Source organism: Bradyrhizobium sp., assembly GCF_030646015.1.
In the GTDB taxonomy this organism is placed as follows: Bacteria; Pseudomonadota; Alphaproteobacteria; order Rhizobiales; family Xanthobacteraceae; genus Bradyrhizobium.
This window is the reverse complement of sequence record NZ_JAUSLT010000039.1, coordinates 1-25,835: the sequence shown is the minus strand read 5'-3', so window position 1 is coordinate 25,835 and position 25,835 is coordinate 1. Positions and strand designations below refer to the sequence as shown.

Here is a 25,835-nt window from a genome sequence, read left to right as displayed (position 1 = left end):
GCAGCTGACCATCGTTTAAGTTTTCGGACTTCAAGGAGATAGTTTTATGGCCACCCCCGCCAACCAGACCGGACGCGTCACGCAAGTCATCGGCGCCGTCGTCGACGTGCAGTTCGAAGGACATCTGCCGGCGATTCTGAACGCCATCACCACCATGAACGGCAAGAACCGTCTGGTGCTCGAGGTGGCGCAGCATCTCGGCGAATCCACGGTGCGCACCATCGCGATGGATACCACCGAAGGTCTGGTCCGTGGCCAGGAAGTCAGCGACTCCGGTGGCCCGATCCAGGTGCCGGTCGGCGCCGGCACGCTCGGCCGCATCATGAACGTGATCGGCGAGCCGATCGATGAAGCCGGCCCGATCACCAATGAAGGCCTGCGCCCGATCCATGCGGAAGCGCCGACCTATACCGACCAGGCCACCGAAGCCGAAATTCTGGTCACCGGCATCAAGGTCGTCGACCTCTTGGCGCCCTACGCCAAGGGCGGCAAGATCGGCCTGTTCGGCGGCGCCGGCGTCGGCAAGACCGTGCTGATTCAGGAGCTGATCAACAACGTCGCGAAGGCGCATGGCGGCAACTCGGTGTTCGCCGGCGTCGGCGAGCGCACCCGCGAAGGCAACGACCTCTATCACGAGTTCATCGAGTCCAAGGTCAACGCCGATCCGCACAATCCGGACCCGAGCGTCAAATCGAAATGCGCCCTGGTGTTCGGCCAGATGAACGAGCCGCCCGGCGCCCGCATGCGCGTCGCGCTGTCGGGTCTCACCGTCGCCGAGCATTTCCGCGATCAGGGCCAGGACGTGCTGTTCTTCATCGACAACATCTTCCGCTTCACCCAGGCAGGTTCCGAAGTGTCGGCGCTGCTCGGCCGTATCCCTTCGGCGGTGGGCTATCAGCCGACGCTGGCCACCGACATGGGCGCGCTGCAGGAACGCATCACCACCACGCACAAGGGTTCGATCACCTCGGTGCAGGCGATCTACGTGCCGGCCGACGACTTGACCGACCCCGCGCCCGCCACCTCGTTCGCGCATCTCGACGCCACCACGGTGCTGAACCGCGCGATCTCGGAAAAGGGCATCTATCCCGCCGTGGATCCGCTCGACTCCACCTCGCGCATGCTGTCGCCGCTGATCGTCGGCGAGGAGCACTACCAGACCGCGCGTATGGTTCAGCAGGTGCTGCAGCGCTACAAGTCGCTGCAGGACATCATCGCCATTCTCGGCATGGACGAACTGTCGGAAGAGGACAAGATCGCGGTCGCCCGCGCCCGCAAGATCGAGCGCTTCCTGTCGCAGCCGTTCCACGTCGCCGAAATCTTCACGGGATCGCCGGGCAAGTTCGTCGACCTCGCCGACACCATCAAGGGTTTCCGCGCCATCTGCGAAGGCAAGTACGATCACCTCCCGGAAGCCGCCTTCTACATGGTCGGCGCGATCGAAGAAGCCGTCGAGAAGGGCAAGAAGCTCGCGGCGGAAGCAGCTTAAGGGGCGAATGGCGAATAGGGAGTAGCGAATAGCTCCTCTTCCTTCGCCACTCGCTATTCGCCACTCACCATTCGCAGGTTCTTCATGGCCACCTTCCACTTCGATCTCGTCTCGCCCGAAAAACTCGCCTTCTCCGGCGAGGTCGATCAGGTCGACGTGCCCGGCATCGAGGGCGATTTCGGCGTGCTCGCCGGCCACGCGCCCGTGGTGGCCGTGATCCGCCCGGGAATCCTGACGGTGACGGCAGGCGGCACGCAGCAGAAAATCATCGTGCTCGGCGGCCTCGCCGAAGTCTCCGACAAGGGCCTCACGGTGCTGGCCGACGTCGCGACCTCGGTGCAGGACCTGGACCGGGCGCAGTTCGCCGATACGATTTCCGTCATGGAAGAAAAGCTCGCCGAGCATGCGGGCTCCGAACTCGACCGCGCCCTCGAGCGGCTCGATCACTTCAAGAGCATCCAGCATCAGCTCACTTCGACGGCGATGCATTAGGGTCCGATTCAGCTCGGAATCAGACCCGTCATAATCTTCTCATTCGAGCACGCCGGGGCGATCGATCCGTTCGCGTGCGGACCGAATTAGACCGCCTGGGGCAGCGCGAACCCCGCAAATTCCCGCGCCACCGTCCGGTACACCTCGCGCCGGAACGGCACCACGAGATCGGCGACGGCATCGAGCCGTTCCCAGCGCCACTGGTCGAATTCCGCCGGCTGGCCGTTGCGCGGCGTCAAAGGATCGATGTCGGCGTCGTTCCCCGCAAAGCGCAGCGCGAACCATTTCTGGCGCTGGCCGCGGAATTTCGCCAGCCGGTGCGACGGCGGTCCGTCCCAGGCCGGAAACTCGTAAGTCAGCCAGCCGGTTTCGCCGAGATAGTTGGCCTGCTTGACGCCGGTCTCTTCCCATAATTCGCGCATCACCGCGTCGCGCGGATTCTCGTCGGCATCGATGCCGCCCTGCGGCATCTGCCATTCCAGGCCTGGAAGAATGATTTCCGGTCCGTCGTCCCTGAAACGCCGCCCGATCAGAACCTGACCGGCGGCGTTGAACAGCGCGATGCCCACATTGGGGCGGTAGGGTTTGCCCACGGACATCCGACCCTAGCTGCCAGCCAGGTCGGAAAATTCCTTCACCACGCGCTCATAGACCGGGCGCTTGAACGGAACGATCAGGTTGGGCAGATTCTTCATCGGCTCCCAGCGCCAGTTGACGAACTCCGCCTTGTGGCCGCCGCCGGGGCTCGCGACATTGATCTCGTTGTCCTTGCCGGTGAAGCGGACCGCGAACCATTTCTGGCGCTGGCCGCGATAGCGGCCCTTCCAGGTGCGGCCGGCCACGGTGCGCGGAATGTCGTAGATCAGCCAGTCCTGGACTTCGCCGAGCTTCTCGACCGAGCGGACGCTGGTTTCCTCGTAAAGTTCGCGCTTGGCCGCCTCCCAGGTGTCTTCACCGGGATCGACCCCGCCCTGCGGCATCTGCCAGACGTGGGTCTCGTCGACATGCTCGATGCCGCCGGCGCGGCGGCCGATAAAGACGAGCCCCGCTGCGTTGATCAGCATCATGCCGACGCATGTTCGATAGGGCAGGTCTTCGTAGCGCGCCATTCCGTTCAAGCCCTTTGCCGTCAAACCTCTTGTAGCCCTCTTGCAGTCACAGGTGCTGATCTGGCGGCAAGACCTCGGGTCCCAAAACCTTTGGTCCGAAGTCATGCCAGCCGGCAATCAGCCCGATTTTGATTTCAGCATCGCGGTTGTCAATGGCACAAGCATGATGCCACGGCTCTCGAGTGCCTTGGTCCAGATGCCGATCCGTTCGATCGAAATCGGCAGCGCCGAGGCGACGCCGATGGCGGTGCCGCGCTCCTTCGCCAGATTCTCCAGCCTGGCGAGGGCCCGGTCGATCTCCCCCGCGGTAGGCACCGCATCGATGGCGAAATCGGCCTTGGCGAACGGCATCGCCTGGGCCGCCGCCAGAGCGGGCGCGGTGGAGCGCGGCGCCGAGCCGTCGTCGAGATAGCCGAGCCCGCGTTTGGCGGCCTCGCGGATGATCGGCTGCATCACGGCGTCGGTGACGACGAAACGCGCGCCCATGAAATTGGCGATTCCGGCATAGCCCTGAAAGCGGCTGAGATGCCAGTACAGCCGGTCCAGATTCGCATCGGCCGAGAGCGTCGTGAGCAGGGTTTGCGGACCGGGGTCGTTGTCGGGATAGTCGAACGGCTCCATCGGAATCTGCAGCAGAATTTCGTGGCGCTGCGCACGCGCCCGTTCGGCCAGTTTGGAGGGATCCGAGCCGTAGGGCGTAAATGCCAGCGTCACGGCGGATGGCAGCTTCATGATCGCGTCGGTGGTCTTGGCCGCGCCGACCCCAAGACCGGCGACGACGATCGACACCACCGGCATTTTGGCAGCCTTGGCGCGGTCGGCTTCGGCCGCGTAAACCGTGAAAGGCTTCAGCCCTTCGAACACCACCGGGATCATGCCGTAGCGTGATTTCTCAAGCAGGCGCTGTTCCACCCCGGCCATCATGGCGGGCGCCTTGTCGGCCTCGGCCTTGTCAGCGGCGTCGCCGATCACGACGTCCTGCCGCTTGCCGCTAGAGCCGTCGATAATGGTGACGGTCTTTTGCTCGGCTGCTTGTTTGGTCGCAGATTTGGCGGGCTCGGCGGCGCCGGGGGGCGCCATGGCGGATTTTTCGCCCTGGTCGGCCGGCGTGGCTGGCGGACGCAGCGCGATGCGCACCACCGGCTCGCCGCCCAGCGGATTGTCGCCGAAGATGGCGAAGCCCGCAAAGACAGCCAGAAACAGGCCTAGCAAGACGGCAAGTGCCTGAATACCGGTAAACGGCAGCCGGAAACGGCGCTTGCGGTGCGCCGTCTGCTGTCCGAGCGGTGTGCTCAGATCGTCGGCCGTCTCTGCCATAGGTCTCCCCGAATCAACGGGGTCGACGATACCACGGCGGGGCGAGACCGCGGCAGATACGCCACGCCGAGAGTCCGGCGAAAGACGCAGTCAGGACGCGGCCGGGAACCGGTGGGGCCATCCAGCAAAAAGGGCGGCCCAAAGGCCGCCCTGTTCGCAAACCCCGTGGGAGGGGGTCCAATCAGTTCGCCACCTTGCTGGCGGGCTTGTCGATCTGGGCCTTGTCGCCGGTCGGCGCTGACGCATTGACCTTGATGCCGTGCAGCAGGTCGGCCGCCATCTTCAGGGCCTTGTCGTTCTTGGCGTCCGGCGGCACGTAGGATTGCGAGCCGGTCTTCTCGTCGCCCTCGGACTTCAGATGGCCGCGCAGCGAGGCCTCGCCCTTGGTGTCGGTCCGCGACTTCAATTCGTCCGGCACGTCCTGCAGCACCTCGATATCGGGAACGATGCCCTTGGCCTGGATCGATTTGCCCGACGGCGTGAAGTAGCGCGCGGTGGTGAGACGCAGCGCGCCGTTGCCGCTGCCGAGCGGAATGATGGTCTGCACCGAGCCCTTGCCGAACGAGCGGGTGCCGACCAGCGTTGCCCGCTTGTGGTCCTGCAGCGCGCCGGCGACGATTTCCGATGCCGATGCCGAACCGCCATTGATCAGCACGATCACCGGCTTGCCCTTGGTCAGGTCGCCCGCATGGGCGGCGCGGCGCTGGGTTTCCTCGGCATTGCGGCCGCGGGTCGAGACGATCTCGCCGCGCTCGAGGAAGGCGTCGGAAACGGTCACCGCTTCCTCCAGCAACCCGCCGGGATTGTTGCGCATGTCGATGATGAAGCCCTTCAGCTTGTCGGCACCGATCTGCGTGGTCAGGTTGGCGATTTCCCGCTTCAGGCCTTCGGTGGTCTGCTCGTTGAAGGTGGTGATGCGGATATAGCCGATATCTTCGCTTTCGGTGCGCGCACGGACCGAACGGACGCGGATGTTGTCGCGCACCAGGGTGACGTCGATCGGATTGTCCTGGCCCTTGCGAATGATCTTCAGCCGGATCTTGGTGTTGACCGGGCCGCGCATCTTCTCGACGGCTTGGTTGAGGGTGAGGCCCTGCACGGCTTCATCGTCGAGATTGGTGATGATGTCGTTGGCCATCACGCCAGCCTTGGAGGCGGGCGTGTCGTCGATCGGCGAGACCACCTTGATCAGGCCGTCTTCCATCGTGACTTCGATGCCGAGACCGCCGAATTCACCGCGGGTCTGCACCTGCATGTCGCGGAAGCTCTTGGCGTCCATGTAGCTGGAATGCGGATCGAGGCCGGTCAGCATGCCGCTGATGGCGGATTCGACCAGCTTGCTGTCGTCGGGCTTCTCGACATAGTCGCTGCGGACCCGCTCGAACACATCGCCGAACAGATTGAGCTGGCGATAGGTGTCCGATGTCGCGGCACGCGCGCTCGATCCCATCAGGACGGCGCGGGGCTGGGTCACGAACAGCGTCAATGCCGCGCCGGTCGCGGCGCTAAGGAGAATTACAGAAGTCTTGCGCATCATCCGCGAACCTTTTCGCCTTCATTTGCGGCCCACCATGGACCTGAATCGATTGGAGTGCCGTCCTTACGAAACTCGACATAGAGCACGGGCTGACTCGCATTGGTGGCGAGGATGGATGCAACCTGGGATCTCGTTCCCATGGTCGCGACCGGCTCCCCCGTAAGTACAAACTGGCCGATGTTAACCGAAATGCGCTCCATCCCGGCGATCAGCACATGATACCCGCCCCCGGCGTTGAGGATCAAGAGTTGTCCGTAGCTGCGGAAGGGTCCGGCGTAAACAACCCAGCCGTCACACGGTGTTGTGACCTGGGCGCCGACCCGGGTTGCCAAAGAAATGCCCTTTTCTACGCCACCAGCACCGTCGGAACCGCCAAATTCGCGAATCTTGCTGCCATTAACCGGCATTGCGAATAAGCCCTTGGCGGACGCAAAGGCAATGGCCGGGCTCATCCGGGCGGGGTCCTTCAACGCCCCCAGATTGGGCTTGCCGGTCGGGGCGCCCTGCAGATTGGCGGTCGCGGCCGCTTTCGCGGCGCTCTTCAGATCCTGCTCCATTTTGCCGATCAGGCCCTGCAGGCTGTCGACCTGTTTGGAGAGGGCGATGGCGCGGGCGCCCTCCGCCTCCATGTCCTTCTCGGCCGCACTCTGCTTGCGCTGGCGTTCCTCGACCAGGGCGGCCATCCGGGTCTGGTCGTCCCGGAGCTTGTCGCGGTCGACCGCAAGCCGGTCGCGCTCGGTGGCGATGGTCTTGCGCAATGCCACCAACTCGGTGAGGTCGCTGGCCAGTTTCTCCGCGCGCCCGCGCAGCTCGGGGACCACGGATCCCAGCAGCATGGCGGTACGCAGCGACTGCAGCGCGTCTTCCGGTCGCACCAGCAGCGCCGGCGGCGTGCGCCTTCCCGCGCGCTGCAGCGCCGCCAGCACTTCGATAATTTCGGAACGGCGCGAATCCAGCGAGCCGCGCATTTGCTGCTCGCGGCTGTCGAGCGGGCGCAGCCGGGCTTCGGCATCGCCGATCCTTGTCTCGACGCCGCGCACCTGGGCGGCGATGTCGATCAGCTGCGCGTTGAGCTTGCTGCGATCCTGTCCGATCGCCGCGATATCGGCCTTGAGCTTCGCCTGCAATTCCGCGGCGTTCTTCTGCTGCGCGCGGGTGGCTTCGAGTTCCTGCTCGCGCTGCTTGATGGCGTCGGGTGAGGTTGAAACGGTCTGCGGCGGGGCGGCCGCAACCTGGGCGGCTGCCGGCGCAAGGTGAATGCCGGCAAGACCGGCGGTCAGCAAGGCGATGGAAAGGGGCATACGCATCGAACACAGCTGACCGCGACTGGCGGTGTCTGGGTACGATTGAATGTTCCGCCTTGGCTGCATCGATTCCGATCGTGCTCTAAGCTTCAAACGCGGTGATAGGGGTGCCCGGCCAATATCGTCGCGGCCCGGTAAATTTGTTCCAGAAGCATCACGCGAACCATTTGGTGCGGCCAGGTCGCGGCGCCGAACGCAACGCAGAGTTTAGCCTTGCGCCGCAAATCGGGCGAAAGTCCGTCCGCGCCGCCGATCGCGAAAATAGTATTAGCGAGGCCCTCATCGCGCCAGCGACCAAGAAGCCGGGCGAAGGCGGCGCTGTCGATGTTGTCGCCGTGCTCATCCAGCGCCACCAGCACGGATTTGTCCGGGATTGCGGCCGAAATCGCCGCGGCTTCCTCTGATATCCGGGTTGCGGCGTCGCGCGCGCGGCTTTCCGGAATTTCATGGATCTCGAGCCCGCGAAAGCCGAGTTTGCGGCTGATGTCGCCGAACCGCTCGCGATAGCGCTCAGCGAGTTCCCGTTCCGGGCCTTGCTTCAGCCGGCCGATTGAGACGACGACGAGGCGCATATCTGCATTTCCACGCGCATTCGCGCGCCGCACGTTACCGTGCGCTCAGCCGATCTGCATCGGCGCAACCGATCAGCCCAAACCGATCGGCCCAAACCGATCAGCCTAAGTCGCCGCCGCCGTCGGGCCCTGGGTCCACAATCTCTCGAGATTGTAGAATTCGCGCACTTCGGGTCGGAACACGTGCACGATCACATCGCCGGAATCGATCAGCACCCAGTCGCAATTGGGCAAGCCCTCGATGTGAAGCTTCTTGATTCCGTTTTCCTTGAGGCTCTTGGCGACATTTTCCGCGATCGCGCCGACATGCCGGTTGGCCCGGCCGGTCGTGACGATCATGTAGTCGGAAAATGCCGATTTGCCGCGAAGGTCGATGGTGACCGTTTCTTCCGCCTTCATGTCGTCGAGGCGGGAGAGGATCAGGTTCAGGGTCTTGTCGGCGTCGGGTAGCGCCTTCAAGGCGACAGCTTTAGTCGATGTCTTACGCGCGGTTTTGGGTGCGGTTTTTGCGGCCGTTTTCGCAACCTTGGGTAAAACAGACTTGGACAATACAGATGTGGTCAGGGACCATTCCTTTCACTGTATCGCGAACACCGAATCTTGGCATCCGCGGGCTATTCTAGGCATGTGGGGTTAATGGTTTCAATATTCCAGTGAACCCCGGCTCTCACTTCGACTCCGACTGTTACTTCTTTGTCTTCCAGCTGCCGTCCGGGTTCCGCAGGCCGGTCGATGACAGGTTCAGCTTCATGCCGGTCAGAAACACCCAGGCCGGCGCGCGCTGGTCCGCCAGCCGGCCTGCCTGATTCTCGGGCAGGCGATAGCGCGCCAGCGCCTGGGCCGCGGGGGCTGCGAGCGCACGAAAGCTTTGCGGCGGACGGTCGATCACCGCGATCGGCATCTCGGAGGCGATCCGCCGCCAGTTCTGCCAGCGGTGGAATTGCGCAAGGTTGTCGGCGCCCATGATCCAGACGAAGCGCAGGCCGGAAGCGCGGCGGCGCAGGTAGCTGACGGTGTCGACAGTGTAACGCGTTCCAATGACGGATTCGAGACAGCTGATATCGATGCGCGGATCATCGGCCATCTTTCGCGCCGCTTCGGCGCGCGCGTCGAGATCATGCAATCCACCTGTTTCCTTGAGCGGATTGCCCGGGGTCACCAGCCACCAAACGCGGTCGAGCTTCAGCCGCTTGATCGCGAACAGGCTGATGGCGCGATGCGCGAGATGGGGCGGATTGAACGAGCCGCCGAGCAGGCCGATGCGCATGCCGTTGCTGTAGAGCGGGATGGATTGGGCGACCGAAAGCGCGGCGGCCGAAGGTTTACTCAAACGCGCCACCGCGATGTTGTTCTCACGGCCGCGTCTGTCCGGTGCCGTGGACCCGGTATTTGAAGCTGGTCAGTTGCTCGGCGCCGACCGGGCCGCGGGCGTGGAATTTGCCGGTGGCGATGCCGATTTCGGCGCCAAACCCGAACTCGCCGCCATCGGCGAACTGGGTCGAGGCGTTATGCAGCACGATCGCCGAGTCGACCTCGTTGAGAAATTGGCGGGCGGTGTCCGCGTCCTCCGTTACGATCGCATCGGTGTGATGCGAACCGTGGTTGTGAATATGCGCGATCGCCTCGCCGACGCCGTCGACGACCTTCGCCGACATGATCGCGTCCTCGTATTCGGTGTCCCAGTCCTCCTCGGAAGCCGGCTTCACCCTGGGATCGACGCGCTGCACGGCGTCGTCGCCGCGCACCTCGCAGCCGGCGTCGATCAGCATCGTCACCAGCGGTTTCAGCATCGCGGGCGCGCCGGCGCGATCGACCAGCAGGGTTTCGGCCGCGCCGCAGACGCCGGGGCGCCGCATCTTGGCGTTCAGCACGATCGACTTCGCCATGTCGGGGTTGGCGGCGGCATCGACATAGACGTGGTTGACGCCTTCGAGATGCGCGAACACCGGCACCCGCGCCTCGGCCTCGACCCGCGCCACCAGGCTCTTGCCGCCGCGCGGCACGATGACGTCCACGCCGCCGCTCAGTCCGGTCAGCAGCAGGCCGACCGCGGCGCGATCCCGCGTCGGCACCAGCGTGATCGCGGCCTCCGGCAGGCCGGCTTCGCGCAGGCCCTGCACCAGGCAATCGTGGATCGCGCGGCAGGAGCGGAAGCTGTCCGAGCCACCGCGTAAAATCACCGCATTGCCGGATTTCAGGCACAGCACGCCGGCGTCGGCGGCGACGTTGGGGCGGCTTTCGAAAATCACCGCGACGACGCCGAGCGGTACCCGCACGCGTTCGATGGTCATGCCATTCGGGCGCTGCCAGCTCTCGGTGACGAGGCCGACGGGATCGGCGATCCCGCGCACGGTCGCGACACCATCGGCCATCGCGTCAATGCGCGCCGGCGTCAGTGTCAGGCGATCGATGAAGGCGCTGGTCGCGCCGCCATGGCGGACTTCCGCGACATCCTCGGCATTGGCGGCGAGGATATCAGGGGCATTGGCGCGAATGGCGCGCTCGATCGCCTCCAGCGCCCGATTTTTCTGCTCCGGCGAGGCAAGCGCCAGCACCCGGGCGGCGGCGCGCGCGCGGGAGGCAAGCTCGGTCATCAAGGCAGGCAAATCGGCGTTGCCGTCGATCGCCTTGAGCGGCGCGCTCATGGCGGTTCCCTGGTCAATTAAGGTTATGTCCTAGCACGGAAATCCCGGTTCTGCGAAGGGCCGGGGCGGCATGGCTGGCGGGCGGCGGCTAGATGTGGTGGGATCGGATCGGGTCGCGACTAGCCATTCTGTGCATGGGGTTGTTTTCGCGATTTTGGTAAAGGTCCCCCCGGTAGGCCATCGGCCTAGCTGGATCACCCCCGCGCCACAGTACCGACCACCAAATCATCCCGGTGGATCATCTCCGCCCGGCCGCTGATGCCGAGGATGATCATCACGTCCGGCGACGAGCGGCCTCTTATCTTCTCGGCGTCCTCGGCGTCATAGGCGACGAGGCCGCGGCCGATTTCGTGGGTGTCGGGGCCGCGCACCACCACGGCGTCGCCACGGGCGAATTGTCCGTCGACCCGGATCACGCCGGCCGGCAGCAGGCTCTTGCCGGCGCGCAGCGCGCTCACGGCGCCGGCGTCGATGGTCAGCGTGCCCTTCGGCTCCAGCGAGCCCGCGATCCAGCGCTTTCGCGCGGTGACGGGATTGGCGGGGGTCAGGAACCAGGTACAGGGCCCGCCATCGGCGATGGCCTGCAGCGGGTGATCGATCTTGCCGGAGGCGATCAGCATGTGGGTGCCGGCGGTGGTGGCGATCTTGGCCGCCTCGATCTTGGTCTGCATGCCGCCGCGCGACAATTCCGATTCCGCCGCCCCCGCCATCGCCTCGATCTCCGAGGTGACGGACTCGACAATCGGAATCAGCTTTGCGTTGGGATTGGCGCCGGGCGGCGCATCATACAGGCCGTCGATATCCGACAGCAGTATCAAAAGGTCCGCGCTCGCCATGGTGGCGACGCGGGCGGCGAGGCGGTCATTGTCGCCGTAGCGGATTTCATTGGTGGCGACGGTGTCGTTCTCGTTGATGACAGGCACCGCGCGCCATTCCAAGAGCTTGGCGATGGTCGAGCGCGCGTTGAGGTAACGGCGGCGTTCCTCGGTGTCCTGCAACGTCACCAGGATCTGCCCGGCGCCGATACCGTGATGTCCCAGCACCTCCGACCAGATCCGCGCCAGCGCGATCTGCCCCACCGCGGCGGCGCCCTGGCTCTCCTCCAGCTTCAACGCGCCGCGCGGCAGCTTCAGGCGGCTGCGGCCAAGCGCGATCGAGCCTGAGGAGACGATCAGGAGTTCGCGACCCTCGCCGTGCAGTTTGGCAATGTCGGCGGCCAGCGCGGCGAGCCACGCTGCCCGCACTTCGCCCGCGTCGGAGTCGATCAGCAGCGAGGAGCCGACCTTGACGACGATGCGGCGGAAATTTTTCAGGCTGGGGCGGGTCATGGATGCAGACTTTACAGGAAGGCTTCGAGAAGGTCGCGACAGTGAAGGTGCGCTACCTCTCCCATGGGGAGAGGGTTGGGGTGAGGGGGTACGGTCCATCGTTATGCCTTAACCCCTCACCCGGCGCTACGCGCCGACCTCTCCCGATGGGGGAGGTGAAGGTCAGAAGATTCCCATGTCGGCCACAGGTTAGCCCATGACAAAAGCGTTGAGCTTGTTGCCCTCGGGGTCCCTGAAATAGGCGGCGTAGAATCCGCCCTCGCCGCGCGGGCCGGGAGGACCTTCATCGGTGCCACCCAGCGACAGCGCGAGCTTGTAGATGCGATCGACCTGGGCCTTGTCCTTGGCGGCGAGGGCGACCATCACGCCGTTTCCAACCGACATCGGCTTGCCGTCGAAGGGTTTGGTCAGCCCGAGGCCCGCGCCACCGCCTGCCGAACCCCAGGCGATAAAGGTGTCGGACTCCATGAAGCGCCCTATGCCCAACTCGGCGGCGATCTTGTCATAGAATTCCGCGGCCTTCTTCAAGTCCTTGGTGCCCAACGTGACATAGCCGATCATCGATCGTCCTCCCTGGGATTGTTGTGGAATGGCGGAGTTTCGCAGCGGGCCGGAACCGGCGCAAGTCAGGGCTGATGTCAGCCCTGCGGCGACGGCGACCACGGCTCGGCCGGGGTGCCCTTGGCCTTGAGCGACACCGGCGCTTCGCCGATCACCGCGACCAGCGCCCGCAGCGCGTCCTTCACACCCTCGCCCGTGACGCCCGAGATCAGCAGCGGGGTCTTCTTCGCGGCGCGCTTCAGCCGGTCCTTCTGCTTCTTCAATTCGTCCGGCGTCACCGCGTCGATCTTGTTGAGCGCGACGATCTCAATCTTGTCGGCGAGATCGCCTTCATAGGCGTCCAGCTCGGTCCGCACCGTCTTGTAGGCCTTGCCGGCATGCTCGCAGGTTGCATCCACCAGATGCAGCAGCACGCGGCAACGTTCGACATGGCCGAGAAAGCGATCGCCGAGGCCGGCGCCTTCATGCGCGCCCTCGATCAGGCCCGGAATATCCGCCAGCACGAATTCGCGGCCGTCGACGTCGACCACGCCGAGCTGCGGATGCAGCGTCGTGAACGGATAGTCGGCGATCTTCGGCTTGGCGGCGCTGACCACCGAGAGGAAGGTCGACTTGCCGGCATTGGGCAGGCCGACCAGGCCGGCATCGGCAATCAGTTTCAGCCGCATCCAGATCCAGCGTTCTTCGCCTTCCTGGCCGGGATTGGCGTTGCGCGGGGCGCGGTTGGTGGACGACTTGAAATGCGCGTTGCCGAAGCCGCCATTGCCGCCTTCGGCCAGCACGAATTTTTCGCCGAGCGCGGTAAAATCGTGAATCAGGGTCTCGCGATCCTCGTCGAACAGCTGGGTGCCTACGGGCACCTTGAGCACGATCGGCTTGCCGTTGGCGCCATGGCGGTCCTTGCCCATGCCATTGGTGCCCTTCTGCGCCTTGAAGTGCTGCTGATAGCGGTAGTCGATCAGCGTGTTCAGCCCGTCGACCACTTCGATGATGACGTCGCCGCCGCGGCCGCCATTGCCGCCGGAGGGGCCGCCGAACTCGATATACTTCTCGCGGCGGAACGCCACGCAGCCGTTGCCGCCGTCGCCGGAGCGGATATAGACCTTTGCTTCGTCAAGGAATTTCATGGGCTACAGGTAGTGCAGGGGGCCCGTCGGGGCAACCTTTAGATGCTGGAATATCCGCGAAAAGCTCGCATTTTCGGGCCTTTTTGAGGCTTTTGGCGGTATTCCCCGCGATAGGGTGAACGGGCCCGAATTGGCCAGATCGGAAAGGCCTCAGCCCGGCCAGCACTGGCCGCCGCCATCGACCCGCAGCACCTGGCCGGAGACGAACGCACCGAGCGGGCCGGCAAAGACCTCGACCACCCGCGCCACCTCGTCGACGGTGGCGATACGGTCCAGCGTGCCGGTCTCGGCCAGCCGGGCCTGATCCACGGCGCGCGTTCCCATGAACCGGCCGGTGCGGGTGTCGCCGGGCGCGATGCAGTTCACGTTGATGTCGTAGGGCCGCAACTGGTCGGCGAGGCAGCGCGTATAGTGCGTCATGCCGGCCTTGGCGACGGCATAGATCGACCCTTGGGTGCGGCCCTTGAAGGCGGCGACCGAGCCGATGGTGACGATGCGGCCGGAGCGCCGTTCCATCATGCCGCGCGCCACCGCCTGGCAGGTCAGGATGGTCGAAAGCAGGTTGCGATCCAGCACCGCGCGCACGTCCTCCTCGCGAATGCCGACGGCATCGTTCGGGTTCGGCTTGCCGCCGGCCGCGGCAATGTCTCCGCCGGCATTGTGCACCAGGATATCGATCGGCCCCAGCGCGCGGGATGTCGTCTCGACGATGCGGTCGATGTCTCCGCCCTTGGTCAGGTCGCCGAGCACGCGGACGGTGCGCACGCCGTGATCCGCCGCCACCGCTTCCGCCACCGCCGTCAGCGTGGTGCCTTCGCCATATTCTGCCGGGCCGTTCTCGCGCATGCCGTGAATGGCGATATCGGCGCCCAGGCTGGCGAGCCGCTCGGCAAAGGCGCGGCCGAGCCCGCGTCCGGCGCCGGTCACCAGCGCCACCTTGCCCGTTAGCGGTCGAGCGCCGTCGGATGACGTCATGTCGTTCTCCTCGATTTTGAAGATGTCAGTCTGCCGCCAGATCGAGGCCGATGGCGAGGGCCTGGACCAGGCACATCGGCGCGACCAGCGTGCGCAACGCCGGTTCCGGCATGTCCTGGATCTCGAACACGACCTCGGCGCCTTCGACGATCGGGCTCAGCAGGCTGTCGGTGATCGAGATCGCGGGAACGCCGCGCGCGACCAGTTCGGGAAACAGCCGCGCCGTATCCGGGTAATAGTTGCGAAAGCTGATGGCCACCAGCGCATCCTCGGGGCCGGCCGGATGCGACTGTTCGTGGATGCTGCCGCCGATGCCGTCGAGCAGCATCACCCGTCGTCCGAGTTTGCGCAGCACGTAGGCCAGATGGATGGCCACGGGAAATGAACCGCCAAGGCCAAGCAGATAGATGTCGCGCGCGTTTGCCAGGATGGCGGTCGCAGCGTCCATTTCACGCGCATGCGCCGACTCGCTCAGCGTCACCAGCGCCGATTGCGCCTCCGCGACGAAGCGCCCGAGCACCGCCGCGGGCTTGCGGCCGAGGATCGATTTTTCCTCGTGCTTCATGCGTGCGAGCCGCGCCTTGTAGCTCGGCGCCACGCCGGCCACGAGCCGCGAGCGGAACACCTGCTGCATCTCGGTAAAACCGCCGAAGCCCAGCGCATGCGCGAAGCGGACGATCGCCGAGGGTGGCACGCCCGAGCGCGCCGCGACCTCGGCCACGGTGCCGAGCGCGACCTCGGTTGGATGATCGAGCACGAATTCGGCGATCTGCTGCAGCCGGCCTGACAGCGCGCGGTGTCGCTGGGCGATCGCGCCGCGCAGCTCGTCATAACTCATGGATTTGTCGGCAGCCTTGTTCATCGCCGCACTCTACCCCAGTCGCGGCGTTTCGCCGCTTGGATCAAATATTCCACTTTACAGGTGACAATAGAACGTTCATTCTAAGTCCCGCAACAAGAAACTGAACAGGACCAAGGGAGGAAGCGATGAAGAAGCGTGGGATCTCGCGACGGGGCGTTCTGAAGGGCAGCCTGATGGCCAGCGTCATCGGTGGCACCGGCAGTTTCTTCGGCCCCTGGAAGGAAAACCGGGTTTGGGCGCAGGGCGCCGCCAAGCCGATCAAGCTCGGGCTGACCTGCGACGCCAGCGGCCAGTACGGCAACAGCGGCCAGGATGATATGCGCGGCATCTTGATGGCGATCGACGAGGTCAACGCCAAGGGCGGCGTAATGGGCCGCAAGATCACCTGGATCACGGCTGACACCGAAACCACGCCGGCCACCGGCAGCCGGGTCGCCGAGCGTTTCATCACAAGGGAAGACTGCACTATCCTGCTCGGCGCGATCCACTCCGGTGTCGCCAACGCGATCACGCAAGTCGCCAGCAAATACGGCGTGATCTACATGAACACCAATTCGTCCGCTCCGAGCGAGGCTGGCGAGAACTGTTCGCGCGTCAAATTCGTCTGGGACGGCAACGGCACCAATTTCTCCAAGGCGTCGGTCAAGAACGCGGTCGATTCGATCGGCAAGAACTGGATGCTGCTGACCAACGATTATGTCTGGGGCCACACCACCTCGGCGTCGACCAAGGGATTGGTCGAGAGCTCCGGCGGAAAGATCGTCGACAATCTGCTGGTGCCGCAGAACACCCGGGACTTCACCGCGTACTTGTTGAAGATTCAACAGGCAAAACCGGACGTGGTGGCGACTGCGATCGGCGGCGACGACATCAAGGCGCTACGCGAGCAGGTCGCGCAGCTCAAGCTCGACGGCAAGCCGGCCTGGATCAACAACCAGCAGGACTGGCCCGACGTGTGGGGTTCGCCCGACAGCCTGTTCGGCGTGTTCGGCACCACCTGGTATCACAAGCTGCAACTGCCCGGCGTCGCCGAGTTCGTCAAGAAATGGCAAGCCACCAACAAGGAAGGCGGCATCCCGGTCCCCGGCAACGTCTCCTACAATGGCTATATGGCGACCCGCGAATTGCTAAAGGCGATCGAGCGCGCGGGTTCGACCAACAACGTCAAGATCATCAAGGAGCTGGAGAACCTGAAGGTCCCGGCTACCGACCGCATGCAGCACTTCGATGCCTACATGGATCCGGTCACCCACCAGATGCAGCAGACCATCTATCTCGCGCGCCGCAACGCCAAGCCGGTGGACAAGACCGACCTGTTCGACATCATCAGCTGGACCGAGCCCAAGGCCGCCGAGGATACGGCTGCTGCGGCCAAGTGCAAGCTTGTTCCCTACGAGCAGGTGCCGACGGTCGATTCCTGATCCTCAATCGGCCGACTCCGCGCGCCCGTGCTTGGTCAGTGGCCACCCGGACTCCCATTCAGAGTCCGGGCAGCCGTCTCACAATCAAGAAAAACGAGACAGAGCTTGTTCGACCTTCTTCCGCACCTCCTCAATGGCCTGACGCTTGGACTGCTGTTCGCGCTGATCGCGCTCGGCTTCATGTTGATCGTCGGATTGATGGAACAGATCAATCTGGCGCACGGCTCGCTGTTCGCGCTCGGCGCCTATTTCGCCATGCAGCTGATGGGCTCGCGTCCGCCGTTCCCGGCCGAGCTGGTAAAAGTCTGGTTCGCGATGCCGCTCGGCTGGCGCTACGCGGCGACGCTGGTGATCGCGCCGGCCGCGGTCGGCCTCGTCGGCATCGCCATCGAATTCTGCATGCGCCGCACCTATGGCAAGGATCCGCTCTACGGCCTCTTGCTCACCTTCGGCGCGGCGATGGTGATCGAAGAAACCATCCGGCTGGTATGGGGCACCCGCGACTACGTGCTGCAGGTGCCGCAAGCGGTCTCGGGCGGCTTCCTGTTCGGGGATTTGATCTGGTCGACCTATCGCTTCTATGCCGCCGGCATCTCGGTCGCGATCATCGGCGTGGTCTGGCTGGTGATCGAAAAGACCTCGTTCGGCGCCACGGTCAAGGCCGGGGCGCATGACAGCGAGATCGTGCGCGCGCTCGGCATCAATCTCACGCGGCTGCGGCTTCTGGTGTTCGTGCTCGGCACCGTGCTGGCCGCGATTGCCGGCATTATCGTGGCGCCGATCTGGGGCATCCGTCCGCATATGGGTGTCGATGCCGTGATCCCGGCGTTCCTCGTCATCGTGCTCGGCGGCGTCGGCAGCTTTTGGGGCGCTGTGGTGGCCGGCCTGCTGGTCGGGCTCTGTGTCGGGCTGTCAGGCGCCTATGCGTCGGAATGGTCGCTGCTGTCGATGTACATCCTGCTGGTCGCGGTCGTCACTTTCCGCGCCCGCGGCCTGTGGGGCAAGAAGAGCGTGCTCGAAGCATGACCATAACCCCGCCGCCTTCCTCCGATGCGACGCGTCTGGTTACTCCGGCCATGCTGGTGCTTTGGCTGGTGCTCGCCACGGTGCCGCTGTGGATCGCCAAGGTCGGACTCTATCCCTATCTCGGCATCGAGATCCTGATCTGGTCGCTCTACGCGCTGGCATTCAACCTGGTGCTGGGTACCGCCGGGCTGCCGTCGTTCGGCCACGGCGCCTATTTCGGCATCGGCGCCTACGCGTTCGGCCTCTGCCAGTTCAACGTCGTCGCCAATCTCTGGGTCTGTCTCGTGGCGGCGTTTGCGGTCGCGGGGCTGGCCGGCGCGCTGGTGGCGCTGTTCATCTCGCACCGGCGCGGCATCTATTACGCCTTCATGACCATCGCCTTCGGGCAGATCTTCTGGACGCTGGCGATCAAGTCGCACGGCATCACCGGCGGTGAGGACGGCCTCCTGAAGATCGCCCGGCTGCCGGCGGATTTCGGCGTGGCTTCGTTCAACCTCAACGACAATGTCGCGTTCTATTATTTCGTGCTGGTGCTGTTTGCGCTGGCTGTCATGGCGATGTGGCGGCTGACGCATTCGCCGTACGGCCGCGTCGTCGCCGCGATCAAGCAAAGCGAAACCCGCGCTGCCCATCTCGGCTACAACGTCTGGATCTACAAGGCCTCGATCTTCACGCTATCGGCGGCGATTTCGGGACTGGCCGGCGGCCTGTTCGCGATGGCGCAGCTCGCGGCCTTCCCGGACGTGATGAGCCTGCATCAATCCGGCTATGTCGTGATGATGACGCTGGTCGGCGGCGGCCTCGTCAGCTTCTGGGGGCCGGTGGTCGGCGTCTTCGTGTTCCTGATCGCGCGCGACGTGATCGGCGCGCTGACCAACGCCTGGATGCTCTACTTCGGGCTTCTGTTCATCGCCATCGTGCTGTTCCGGCCCGAGGGCATCGCCGGCGCGGTCAGCGCCGCGTTCCAGAAGCACTCGCTCATTCGGCGGCAAGGCAATTCGGCGATGCGGCTATTGTTCGGAGGCGAACGATGGCGCTGATCGAAGCCGCAGGCGTGCATGTCCGGTTCGGCGACCGCGTGGTGCTGGAGAGCATCGATCTCGCGGTGCCCGAAGGTGAATTCCACGGCCTGATGGGCCCGAATGGCGCTGGCAAGACTACGTTCTTCAATGTGCTCACCGGGCGGGTAAAACCGAGCCGTGGCAAGGTTCGGCTCGACGGCAAGGATGTCACTGGCCTGAGCTCGCATCGTATCGCCGCCCACGGCGTCGCGCGATCGTTCCAGATCATGACGCTGTTCGACGAGTTTTCCGCCCGCGAGAACGTCACGGTTGGTCTGCCCGCATTTCGCGCCCGTGGATTCGACATGCGCCACGCCGCCGCCAGCGATCCCGGCTTTGCCGAAAGCGCCCTGGAAATCCTCGCCACTGTCGGTCTTGCCGACAAGGCCGATGTCCGCGCCAAGGATCTCTCCTACGGCGACCGCCGGGCGCTCGAAATCGCGGTGGCGCTGGCGCAGAGCCCTCGCGTGCTCTGCCTCGACGAGCCGACCTCGGGCCTCGGCTCCGACGGCGTGCAGCGGCTGGCGGCGCTGGTGGGGCGGCTGAAGGGCAAGCTCACCATCGTGGCGATCGAGCACGACATGGAATTCCTGTTCGCGCTCGCCGACCGCATTTCGGTGATCCACTGGGGCCAGGTGGTGGCGCGCGGCACGCCGCAGGAGCTGCAGCAGAACGAATGGGTCAGGCGTTCCAACCTCGGGCGGTTCGCATGATTCTCCAGGTCGATGCGGTCGATACGTTTTATGGAGAGACGCAGGCGCTGTTCGGGGCCTCGCTGGTCGTGCCGCGCGCAAAAGTGTTTGCGCTGCTCGGCCCCAATGGCGCCGGCAAGACCACGATGCTGCGCTCGATCCTCGGCCTGACCCGGCCGCGCCGCGGCGCGATCAGGTTCGACGGCAAGGAAGTGACCCGCAGTCCGACCCACGAGATCGCACGCGCCGGCATCGGTTGGGTGCCCGACGACCGCCGGCTGTGCCCGACCCTGACGGTGGCGCGCAATCTGCGCATCGCCCAAAAGCGAACGCGCTTCAGAGCCTGGAGCATCAAGGAAACCTGCGAAATTTTCTCGCCGCTCGAATATCTGATGGAGCGGGAATGCGAGAATCTCTCCGGCGGCGAGATGCAGATGGTAGCGATCGCCCGCGCGCTGGTCGGCGCCCCCGGCCTGATCCTGTTCGACGAGCCGAGCCAGGGTCTGGCGCCCAAAATCGTCGGCGACGTGCTGGCGACCATCCGCAAGCTGCGGGAGGCGGGCGTCGCCTCGCTGGTCGTCGAGCAGAATGCGGAGATTGCGCTCTCGGTCGCCGACCATGCCGCCGTGATCGACCGCGGCCGGATTTCCTGGAGCGGCGACGCCCGGACCTTGCGCGAAGACGGCGCGTTGCGCGCGCGCCTGCTGGGAGTTCACTGATGGCCGCGCCGCTGCTCGCCCTCGACCGCGTTCGCAAGGTTTACACGCGAGGGCGCATCGTGCGCCGTCCGACGTTTACCCTGGAAGCCGATCTCGTGATCGATCAACCCGGCATTATCGGCGTGGTCGGCCCGAACGGGGCCGGCAAGACCACGTTGTTCGAGATGATGACCGGCTCCAACGTGCCGTCCGCGGGCCATGTCTATGTCGCCGGCACCGACATCCACCGGGTAAAATATCGCGAGCGCGACCGGCTGGCGATCCACTATCACCAGTCCTATCAGGTCCGCCGTTTCCGCAAGCTGGTGCCGTCGGCGTTTCTGCAGGCATCCCCGAGCACAGCACCGATGGTGCATTTGTTCGACGAGCCGCAGTTCAACCTGCAGGACGGTTATATCGGCTTCATGCTCGATTTCTTCCGCAAGCTGCGCGCCGAGGGCCGGCTGGTGGTGTTGTGCCTGCATCCGACCGCGAGCTGGCACCTGGAAATCCTCGCCGAGATATCAGAGCAGTTTTTGCTGGTCGCGGATGGCGGCGTCACCCGCCAGCCGGATTTCCGCACGCTGGTGAAGGAGCCGAGGTTTCGCAATTATCTTGGCCCGGAGATGACCCGGGCTGCCGAAACGCTGGCCGGCCCCGCATAGGCTCCGGCTTGATCTTTCGCAAAACACTTCGCATGTTGCGCCCGCAATAACGTCCGATCAGGGAGAGACTTTCGTGGCCTATCCGAACACACAATTATTCATCAACGGCAAATGGCGTGCCGCCCACAGCGGCAAGACCATCGAGGTGCTCAATCCCGCGACGGAAGAGACGATCGGCACGGTCGCGCATGCGGAAAAATCCGACCTCGATGAAGCGCTGGCCGCCGCGGCCGCCGGCTTCAAGGTCTGGCGCGCAGTATCGGCGTTCGACCGCTGCAAGATCATGCGCAAGGCCGCCGCCATCATGCGCGAGCGCAACGACGAAATCGCGCCGCTGCTGACGATGGAGCAGGGCAAGACGCTGGCCGAAGCCAAAATGGAAGCGATGGCGGCCGCCGACGTCATCGAATGGTTCGCCGAGGAAGCCAAGCGCGCCTATGGGCGGCTGATTCCGGCGCGCGGGCCGGGCATCTATCAAATGGCCATCAAGGAGCCGGTCGGCCCGGTCGCGGCCTTCACGCCGTGGAATTTCCCGATCAACCAGGTTGTGCGAAAACTCTCCGCCGCGCTGGCGTCGGGATGCTCGATCATCGTCAAGGCGCCGGAGGAAACCCCGGCCTCGCCCGCGCAGTTGATCCGCGCCTTTGCCGACGCCGGCGTGCCGGATGGCGTGATCAATCTGGTCTATGGCGTGCCGTCGGAGATCTCGGAATATCTGATCCCGCATCCGGTGATCCGAAAAATCTCCTTCACCGGCTCGACCGTGGTCGGCAAGCAATTGTCGGCGCTGGCCGGATTGCACATGAAGCGCGCCACCATGGAATTGGGCGGACACGCGCCGGCGATCGTTTTTAACGACGCCGACGTGACGTCGGCGGCCAAAATCCTGTCGGCGGCGAAATACCGCAACGCCGGCCAGGTCTGCATTTCGCCGACCCGCATGCTGGTGCAGGACGACGTGTTCCGCGAATTCGTCGACAAGTTCGTCGAGGGCGCCAGGTCCATGAATGTCGGCAACGGCATGGACCCCGACTCGAAGATGGGCTCGCTCGCCAATCCGCGCCGCGTCACCGCGATCGAGGGCATGGTGCAGGATGCCCTCGGCAAGGGCGCCAAACTGGAGACCGGCGGCCATCGCGTCGGCAACAAGGGCTACTTCTACGAGCCCACGGTCGTCAGCGACGTGCCGAAGGACGCCCGCGCCATGAACGAGGAGCCGTTCGGACCGCTGGCGCTGATCTCGCGCTTCTCGACACTCGACGAGGTGACCGAAGAGGCCAATCGCCTGCCGTTCGGTCTGGCCTCCTACGCCTTCACCAGCTCGACCAGGACCGCCACCGCAATCGGCGCCAACATCGAAGCCGGCATGGTTTCGATCAACAGCTTCGGTCTGGCGTTGCCGGAGGTGCCGTTCGGAGGCGTGAAGGACTCTGGATATGGTTCGGAAGGCGGCACCGAAGCGATGGATGCCTATTTCAACACCAAGTTCATTTCACAGACCGGCGTCTGAGCGAGCTTTGAGCCAAGTCGATCTGCCCCCGGACGCAGCGCAGCATGAGTGCTGCGATCCGGGTCATCTCTACTGTGCATGGGGTTGTTTTCGCGATTTTTGTCCAGGCCCTGCCGTGCACCGCCTAGGCTGGTCGCCGCCTGATCAGGAATTTCTGTAATCCTTCCAGCACCAGTTCGCGGCGTTGGTTGAACACGGTGCTGCGCAGGGTCACCACGCCGGTGGTTCGGCCCGGCACCAGCTCCGTTACTTCCAGCGCGGGATAGATGGTGTCGCCGGCATAGACGGGCTTCAGAAATCTGCTCGATTGCTCGAGAAAGCCGACCAGCGATTCCTCGACGATATAGGGAAACAGGCCGGCCCCCGGCGCGGTGTGGACCAGGGTCTGGAAGCCATGCGCCAGCAGGTCCGGCATGCCACGCGCGCGGCAATATTCGACGTCGTAATGGATCGGATGGGTGTCGCCGCTCGCGGTCTGGAATGCGGCGAACACCGCCGAGGTCTGGGTGCGGCTGGGAATGACGAAACGCTCGCCGAGCACGAAATCCTCGAACCAGCGTTGTTCCGGCACCATGCGGTGCAAGGCGGGATCGAACTCGGTCATGCCTGATTTCCTGTGATGGTTTGCAAGAGCGACGTACAAGAGCGACGTACCGGTATCGCAGAGCCGAACCTGCGACAATTGGTTCAATTCGTCATGCCCGGGCTTGTCTCAGGTCTCCACGCCTTTAAAACAGCGGTGCGCAAGAGACGCGGATGGCCGGAGCGAGCCATCGCAAAGAATAAATGGGAAACGCCCGGGTGCCATGACTCTGCTTTCAAGAATCTCGACCGGGCTGGACGAGCGTTCCGCGCGGTTGGCCGGCATCGGGTTGATGCTGCTGGCGATCTTCATGTTCTCGTTCGGCGACGCGCTGGGCAAGTACATGGTCGCGACCTATTCGGTCGGGCAATTGCTGTGGCTGCGTGCCTGCGCGGCGCTGCTGGTGCTGCTGCCGATGGTCTGGCGGCAGCGCGCGGCGTTCGGCAGGCTGGAGCGGCCGTGGCTGCAGCTGTTGCGGGTGACGCTCTCCACCCTCGAAGTCGCGGCGTTCTTCATCGCGACGGTCTATCTGCCGCTCGCGGACGTCATCACATACTATCTGGCCGCACCGATTTTCGTCACCGCGCTGTCGGCGCTGGTACTGCGCGAGCATGTCGGCTGGCGGCGCTGGACCGCGGTGCTGATCGGATTTTGCGGCGTGCTGATCGCGCTGCGGCCGTCGGCACAGACGGTGAGCTGGCCCGCCATGATCGCGCTCGGCGGCAGCCTGTCGTTCGCGTTGTTGATGCTGATTACCCGCTCGCTGCGCGCGACACCGGATATCGTGCTGGCGACCTCGCAATTTGTCGGCACCTTCGCGCTCGGCGCGCTGATGGCGCCGTTCGGATGGGTGACGCCCAGCCTCGGCAGCCTCGGGCTGTTCGCGGCGGCCGGCTTCATCTCGGTGGGGGCGCTGCTCTGCGTCAACCGCTCGCTGAAACTCGCGCCGGCCAGCGTGGTGGTGCCGTATCAATATTCGATGATCGTGTGGGCGGTGATGTTCGGCTATTTCGTGTGGGGCGACGTACCGCAGCCGCCGACCATCATCGGCGCGGCCATCATCATCGGCGCGGGGATCTATATTTTCTGGCGCGAACAAAAGCTCGGACGCGAGGAAGCGGTGGTCAACCCGCCGGCGTGATCTTTCTTACCCTCCAGGGGAGGGTGAAGAGCAAACTACCCCTCCCGCCGTGTCGAACTGCCCCAGTTCTTCAGCGACGACCAGACGCTTCGGCTCAGCCGGAAGCGATCGACCGGGGTCGACGATCCCAGTGCCTCGAAGCGGTGCAACTCGACGCCGCTCCACTGGAAGCCGCATTTCTCCAGAATGTTGCGCGACAACGGGTTGGCGACCCGGGCGCCGGAGATCAGGTGTTCGACCTCGAATTCCTCGAAGGTAAAATCGATCACGGCGCGTGCCGCCTCGGTGCCAAAGCCCTGGCCCCAATGGTCGACGCCGAGCCAGTAGCCGAGTTCCGGCGCGTCCGGTTCGCGCCAGTCGACGCCGACCATGCCGACCGGCACGAAATTGTTTTCGATCAGGAACATGGTCTCGCGGGCATCGCTCGCCATCGCGCGCACGAACTCGATCGCATGATCCTGGGTGTAGGGATGCGGCAGGCGGCGGGTCATTTCTGCAATGCGGCGGTCGTTGGCCAGAGCCGCGATCGCTTTTACGTCCGCGAGCGTCGGCCTGCGCAGCATCAGCCGTTCGGTCTCGAGGACGCAGGGACTGCCCTCGCGCAATGTCGGGGTCGGGATATCCTGCAGCATGTCGGGCTCCTGTAGGCAGCTCTTTGACCATGGTGCGTGTTCTGGTCGCAAAACCGGTGTCCACTTTTGCGGTACACGCACAAAAAAAGAGGAGGCCGGTTTCCCGCCTCCCCTTCGGAGCCTTTCAGGAGCTCCACCGGTTCAACAGGACCGGCGGACTCATGTTGTCCACCGTTTACTCGGCCGCGGCTTCCATCATCGGAACAACCGATACGAAAGTGCGGCCGTTGGCTTTGGCACGAAACTCGACATGGCCTTCGACCTTGGCAAACAGAGTATGGTCGGTGCCCATGCCGACATTAAGGCCGGGATGCCAGGTGGTGCCGCGCTGACGCGCAATGATGTTGCCGGGAATCACGTGCTCGCCGCCATACGTCTTGATGCCGAGGCGCTTGCCTGCGGAATCTCGTCCGTTTCGCGATGAACCGCCTGCTTTTTTATGAGCCATAGCCCGTCTCCAACTTCTGTATAAATTCTAGATCAATTCCCTGACGGAATCATCTCACATTTTGTCGCGCAGTCTTTATCACTTCTTCGCGGCAGGCTTCTTCGCATCGGGCTTGGCCGCGGCCTTGGCCACCGGCTTCTTGGCGGGCGCCTTCTTCTTGGCCACCGGCGCGTCATCATCGTCGCCATCGACCGGCGCCACTACAACCGGCTTCTCGCGCTTCGGGCGCGGACCGATGGTCGGCTTGTTGTCGTTGGTCAGGATCTCGGTGATGCGCAGCACCGTGATCTCGTCACGATAGCCACGCTTGCGGCGCGAATTCTTGCGGCGGCGCTTCTTGAACGAGATGACCTTGGGGCCGCGCTTGTGCTGCAGCACTTCGGCCGCAACGGAAGCGCCGGCCACCGTCGGCACCCCGAGCACCGGCGCATCACCGCCGACCAGCAAAACTTCGCCAAGCTGCACGATCGTTCCGACATCGCCGGCGATCTTGCCAATCTCGAGCACATCATCCGGAACGACGCGGTATTGCCGGCCGCCGGTTTTGATGACTGCGAACATCGTTTAATTCCTTCGTGTTCGATCCCGGCCTCGGACAAGTCCGGGCCGGCTTTTTCTTCAGTCGTTATGGGTTCAATTT

At 64.4% G+C, this 25,835-nt stretch carries 28 protein-coding genes; 10 read left to right on the top strand and 18 right to left on the bottom strand.

The annotated features are described in order from the left end of the window. Positions 1-46 precede the first annotated feature (46 nt). Together atpD and Q7T45_RS05945 are read left to right on the top strand one after the other, a co-directional pair. On the top strand, positions 47-1,489 hold the full coding sequence (gene atpD / locus Q7T45_RS05950; protein WP_304868720.1) for a F0F1 ATP synthase subunit beta: 1,443 nt from the start codon (positions 47-49) through the stop codon (positions 1,487-1,489). An 84-nt stretch (positions 1,490-1,573) separates the two neighbouring features. Further along, a complete protein-coding gene (locus tag Q7T45_RS05945) occupies positions 1,574-1,981 on the top strand; it encodes a F0F1 ATP synthase subunit epsilon (protein ID WP_304868718.1) in 408 nt (135 codons plus the stop codon). Positions 1,982-2,067: 86 nt separating this feature from the next. Here Q7T45_RS05945 and Q7T45_RS05940 read toward each other — a convergent pair whose 3' ends face one another. From Q7T45_RS05940 to Q7T45_RS05875, 14 genes are all read right to left on the bottom strand, one after another. Beyond that, positions 2,068-2,580 carry an RNA pyrophosphohydrolase gene (locus Q7T45_RS05940; RefSeq protein WP_304868716.1) on the bottom strand — a complete coding sequence of 171 codons (513 nt, stop codon included), beginning with the start codon at positions 2,578-2,580 and terminating at the stop codon, positions 2,068-2,070. A 6-nt stretch (positions 2,581-2,586) separates the two neighbouring features. Next, complete coding sequence (locus Q7T45_RS05935; RefSeq protein WP_304868714.1) at positions 2,587-3,090, bottom strand: RNA pyrophosphohydrolase; 504 nt, start codon at positions 3,088-3,090, stop codon at positions 2,587-2,589. Positions 3,091-3,207: 117 nt separating this feature from the next. Then, positions 3,208-4,407 (bottom strand): divergent polysaccharide deacetylase family protein, encoded by a 1,200-nt coding sequence (locus Q7T45_RS05930; RefSeq protein WP_304868712.1) that lies wholly within the window; start codon positions 4,405-4,407, stop codon positions 3,208-3,210. A 181-nt stretch (positions 4,408-4,588) separates the two neighbouring features. After that, a complete protein-coding gene (locus tag Q7T45_RS05925; protein ID WP_304868710.1) occupies positions 4,589-5,944 on the bottom strand; it encodes a S41 family peptidase in 1,356 nt (451 codons plus the stop codon). Next, the gene (locus Q7T45_RS05920; protein WP_304868708.1) at positions 5,941-7,251 is read right to left on the bottom strand and encodes a murein hydrolase activator EnvC; all 1,311 of its coding nucleotides are present in this window, start codon (positions 7,249-7,251) and stop codon (positions 5,941-5,943) included. The genes Q7T45_RS05925 and Q7T45_RS05920 overlap by 4 nt, the downstream gene beginning before the upstream one ends. An 86-nt stretch (positions 7,252-7,337) precedes the next feature. Next, entirely contained in the window at positions 7,338-7,820 is a 483-nt protein-coding gene (gene rlmH / locus Q7T45_RS05915; protein WP_304868706.1) for a 23S rRNA (pseudouridine(1915)-N(3))-methyltransferase RlmH, read from the bottom strand. Positions 7,821-7,925: 105 nt separating this feature from the next. Next, positions 7,926-8,279: a ribosome silencing factor gene (gene rsfS / locus Q7T45_RS05910; RefSeq protein WP_304868704.1), complete on the bottom strand. Its 354-nt coding sequence runs from the start codon at positions 8,277-8,279 to the stop codon at positions 7,926-7,928. A gap of 226 nt (positions 8,280-8,505) precedes the next feature. After that, the gene (locus Q7T45_RS05905) at positions 8,506-9,150 is read right to left on the bottom strand and encodes a nicotinate-nucleotide adenylyltransferase (protein WP_304868702.1); all 645 of its coding nucleotides are present in this window, start codon (positions 9,148-9,150) and stop codon (positions 8,506-8,508) included. 22 nt (positions 9,151-9,172) lie between these two features. Then, the gene (locus Q7T45_RS05900) at positions 9,173-10,465 is read right to left on the bottom strand and encodes a glutamate-5-semialdehyde dehydrogenase (protein WP_304868700.1); all 1,293 of its coding nucleotides are present in this window, start codon (positions 10,463-10,465) and stop codon (positions 9,173-9,175) included. A gap of 194 nt (positions 10,466-10,659) precedes the next feature. Then, positions 10,660-11,793 carry a glutamate 5-kinase gene (gene proB / locus Q7T45_RS05895; protein WP_304868698.1) on the bottom strand — a complete coding sequence of 378 codons (1,134 nt, stop codon included), beginning with the start codon at positions 11,791-11,793 and terminating at the stop codon, positions 10,660-10,662. 189 nt (positions 11,794-11,982) lie between these two features. After that, positions 11,983-12,354, bottom strand: coding sequence for a VOC family protein (locus Q7T45_RS05890; RefSeq protein ID WP_304868696.1), 372 nt, complete (start codon positions 12,352-12,354; stop codon positions 11,983-11,985). 77 nt (positions 12,355-12,431) lie between these two features. Next, on the bottom strand, positions 12,432-13,481 hold the full coding sequence (obgE, locus tag Q7T45_RS05885) for a GTPase ObgE (protein WP_304868694.1): 1,050 nt from the start codon (positions 13,479-13,481) through the stop codon (positions 12,432-12,434). Positions 13,482-13,631: 150 nt separating this feature from the next. Next, a complete protein-coding gene (locus tag Q7T45_RS05880; protein WP_304868692.1) occupies positions 13,632-14,456 on the bottom strand; it encodes an SDR family NAD(P)-dependent oxidoreductase in 825 nt (274 codons plus the stop codon). A gap of 25 nt (positions 14,457-14,481) precedes the next feature. Further along, entirely contained in the window at positions 14,482-15,318 is an 837-nt protein-coding gene (locus tag Q7T45_RS05875; RefSeq protein ID WP_304868690.1) for a MurR/RpiR family transcriptional regulator, read from the bottom strand. Between the two features lie 125 nt (positions 15,319-15,443). Between Q7T45_RS05875 and Q7T45_RS05870 the strand changes: the two genes are divergently transcribed. The 7 genes from Q7T45_RS05870 to Q7T45_RS05840 all read left to right on the top strand — a co-directional run bounded on the left by Q7T45_RS05870 (position 15,444) and on the right by Q7T45_RS05840 (position 22,391). After that, positions 15,444-16,739, top strand: a complete 1,296-nt coding sequence (locus Q7T45_RS05870; protein ID WP_304868689.1) for an ABC transporter substrate-binding protein — start codon at positions 15,444-15,446, stop codon at positions 16,737-16,739. Positions 16,740-16,844: 105 nt separating this feature from the next. Beyond that, the gene (locus tag Q7T45_RS05865) at positions 16,845-17,765 is read left to right on the top strand and encodes a branched-chain amino acid ABC transporter permease (RefSeq protein WP_304868687.1); all 921 of its coding nucleotides are present in this window, start codon (positions 16,845-16,847) and stop codon (positions 17,763-17,765) included. Next, a complete protein-coding gene (locus Q7T45_RS05860) occupies positions 17,762-18,805 on the top strand; it encodes a branched-chain amino acid ABC transporter permease (protein ID WP_304868685.1) in 1,044 nt (347 codons plus the stop codon). Before Q7T45_RS05865 ends, Q7T45_RS05860 begins: the two co-directional genes overlap by 4 nt. Beyond that, the gene (locus tag Q7T45_RS05855) at positions 18,796-19,539 is read left to right on the top strand and encodes an ABC transporter ATP-binding protein (RefSeq protein WP_304868683.1); all 744 of its coding nucleotides are present in this window, start codon (positions 18,796-18,798) and stop codon (positions 19,537-19,539) included. Before Q7T45_RS05860 ends, Q7T45_RS05855 begins: the two co-directional genes overlap by 10 nt. Beyond that, a complete protein-coding gene (locus Q7T45_RS05850) occupies positions 19,536-20,237 on the top strand; it encodes an ABC transporter ATP-binding protein (RefSeq protein ID WP_304868681.1) in 702 nt (233 codons plus the stop codon). Before Q7T45_RS05855 ends, Q7T45_RS05850 begins: the two co-directional genes overlap by 4 nt. Continuing rightward, positions 20,237-20,881, top strand: a complete 645-nt coding sequence (locus Q7T45_RS05845) for an ATP-binding cassette domain-containing protein (protein ID WP_304868679.1) — start codon at positions 20,237-20,239, stop codon at positions 20,879-20,881. The genes Q7T45_RS05850 and Q7T45_RS05845 overlap by 1 nt, the downstream gene beginning before the upstream one ends. A gap of 73 nt (positions 20,882-20,954) precedes the next feature. Continuing rightward, positions 20,955-22,391 carry an NAD-dependent succinate-semialdehyde dehydrogenase gene (locus Q7T45_RS05840; RefSeq protein ID WP_304868677.1) on the top strand — a complete coding sequence of 479 codons (1,437 nt, stop codon included), beginning with the start codon at positions 20,955-20,957 and terminating at the stop codon, positions 22,389-22,391. A gap of 124 nt (positions 22,392-22,515) precedes the next feature. Here Q7T45_RS05840 and Q7T45_RS05835 read toward each other — a convergent pair whose 3' ends face one another. After that, the gene (locus Q7T45_RS05835) at positions 22,516-22,995 is read right to left on the bottom strand and encodes a MaoC family dehydratase (protein WP_304868675.1); all 480 of its coding nucleotides are present in this window, start codon (positions 22,993-22,995) and stop codon (positions 22,516-22,518) included. 202 nt (positions 22,996-23,197) lie between these two features. On the opposite strand from Q7T45_RS05835, the gene Q7T45_RS05830 reads away from it, so the two are divergent. Beyond that, a complete protein-coding gene (locus tag Q7T45_RS05830) occupies positions 23,198-24,115 on the top strand; it encodes a DMT family transporter (protein WP_304868673.1) in 918 nt (305 codons plus the stop codon). A gap of 35 nt (positions 24,116-24,150) precedes the next feature. Here Q7T45_RS05830 and Q7T45_RS05825 read toward each other — a convergent pair whose 3' ends face one another. From Q7T45_RS05825 to rplU, 3 genes are all read right to left on the bottom strand, one after another. After that, on the bottom strand, positions 24,151-24,747 hold the full coding sequence (locus tag Q7T45_RS05825) for a GNAT family N-acetyltransferase (protein ID WP_304868672.1): 597 nt from the start codon (positions 24,745-24,747) through the stop codon (positions 24,151-24,153). Positions 24,748-24,922: 175 nt separating this feature from the next. Further along, positions 24,923-25,195, bottom strand: coding sequence for a 50S ribosomal protein L27 (gene rpmA / locus Q7T45_RS05820; RefSeq protein WP_304737199.1), 273 nt, complete (start codon positions 25,193-25,195; stop codon positions 24,923-24,925). Positions 25,196-25,273: 78 nt separating this feature from the next. Continuing rightward, complete coding sequence (gene rplU / locus Q7T45_RS05815) at positions 25,274-25,756, bottom strand: 50S ribosomal protein L21 (protein ID WP_304868670.1); 483 nt, start codon at positions 25,754-25,756, stop codon at positions 25,274-25,276. Positions 25,757-25,835 lie beyond the last annotated feature (79 nt).

What these genes read in the sequence shown, in the direction of transcription:
- atpD (WP_304868720.1), top strand. Translation starts at nt 47, where the DNA reads ATGGCCACCCCCGCCAACCAGACCGGACGCGTCACGCAAGTCATCGGC.
- Q7T45_RS05945 (WP_304868718.1), top strand. Translation starts at nt 1,574, where the DNA reads ATGGCCACCTTCCACTTCGATCTCGTCTCGCCCGAAAAACTCGCCTTC.
- Q7T45_RS05940 (WP_304868716.1), bottom strand. Translation starts at nt 2,580, where the DNA reads ATGTCCGTGGGCAAACCCTACCGCCCCAATGTGGGCATCGCGCTGTTC.
- Q7T45_RS05935 (WP_304868714.1), bottom strand. Translation starts at nt 3,090, where the DNA reads ATGGCGCGCTACGAAGACCTGCCCTATCGAACATGCGTCGGCATGATG.
- Q7T45_RS05930 (WP_304868712.1), bottom strand. Translation starts at nt 4,407, where the DNA reads ATGGCAGAGACGGCCGACGATCTGAGCACACCGCTCGGACAGCAGACG.
- Q7T45_RS05925 (WP_304868710.1), bottom strand. Translation starts at nt 5,944, where the DNA reads ATGATGCGCAAGACTTCTGTAATTCTCCTTAGCGCCGCGACCGGCGCG.
- Q7T45_RS05920 (WP_304868708.1), bottom strand. Translation starts at nt 7,251, where the DNA reads ATGCGTATGCCCCTTTCCATCGCCTTGCTGACCGCCGGTCTTGCCGGC.
- rlmH (WP_304868706.1), bottom strand. Translation starts at nt 7,820, where the DNA reads ATGCGCCTCGTCGTCGTCTCAATCGGCCGGCTGAAGCAAGGCCCGGAA.
- Q7T45_RS05900 (WP_304868700.1), bottom strand. Translation starts at nt 10,465, where the DNA reads ATGAGCGCGCCGCTCAAGGCGATCGACGGCAACGCCGATTTGCCTGCC.
- proB (WP_304868698.1), bottom strand. Translation starts at nt 11,793, where the DNA reads ATGACCCGCCCCAGCCTGAAAAATTTCCGCCGCATCGTCGTCAAGGTC.
- Q7T45_RS05890 (WP_304868696.1), bottom strand. Translation starts at nt 12,354, where the DNA reads ATGATCGGCTATGTCACGTTGGGCACCAAGGACTTGAAGAAGGCCGCG.
- obgE (WP_304868694.1), bottom strand. Translation starts at nt 13,481, where the DNA reads ATGAAATTCCTTGACGAAGCAAAGGTCTATATCCGCTCCGGCGACGGC.
- Q7T45_RS05880 (WP_304868692.1), bottom strand. Translation starts at nt 14,456, where the DNA reads ATGACGTCATCCGACGGCGCTCGACCGCTAACGGGCAAGGTGGCGCTG.
- Q7T45_RS05875 (WP_304868690.1), bottom strand. Translation starts at nt 15,318, where the DNA reads ATGAACAAGGCTGCCGACAAATCCATGAGTTATGACGAGCTGCGCGGC.
- Q7T45_RS05870 (WP_304868689.1), top strand. Translation starts at nt 15,444, where the DNA reads ATGAAGAAGCGTGGGATCTCGCGACGGGGCGTTCTGAAGGGCAGCCTG.
- Q7T45_RS05860 (WP_304868685.1), top strand. Translation starts at nt 17,762, where the DNA reads ATGACCATAACCCCGCCGCCTTCCTCCGATGCGACGCGTCTGGTTACT.
- Q7T45_RS05855 (WP_304868683.1), top strand. Translation starts at nt 18,796, where the DNA reads ATGGCGCTGATCGAAGCCGCAGGCGTGCATGTCCGGTTCGGCGACCGC.
- Q7T45_RS05850 (WP_304868681.1), top strand. Translation starts at nt 19,536, where the DNA reads ATGATTCTCCAGGTCGATGCGGTCGATACGTTTTATGGAGAGACGCAG.
- Q7T45_RS05845 (WP_304868679.1), top strand. Translation starts at nt 20,237, where the DNA reads ATGGCCGCGCCGCTGCTCGCCCTCGACCGCGTTCGCAAGGTTTACACG.
- Q7T45_RS05835 (WP_304868675.1), bottom strand. Translation starts at nt 22,995, where the DNA reads ATGACCGAGTTCGATCCCGCCTTGCACCGCATGGTGCCGGAACAACGC.
- Q7T45_RS05830 (WP_304868673.1), top strand. Translation starts at nt 23,198, where the DNA reads ATGACTCTGCTTTCAAGAATCTCGACCGGGCTGGACGAGCGTTCCGCG.
- Q7T45_RS05825 (WP_304868672.1), bottom strand. Translation starts at nt 24,747, where the DNA reads ATGCTGCAGGATATCCCGACCCCGACATTGCGCGAGGGCAGTCCCTGC.
- rpmA (WP_304737199.1), bottom strand. Translation starts at nt 25,195, where the DNA reads ATGGCTCATAAAAAAGCAGGCGGTTCATCGCGAAACGGACGAGATTCC.
- rplU (WP_304868670.1), bottom strand. Translation starts at nt 25,756, where the DNA reads ATGTTCGCAGTCATCAAAACCGGCGGCCGGCAATACCGCGTCGTTCCG.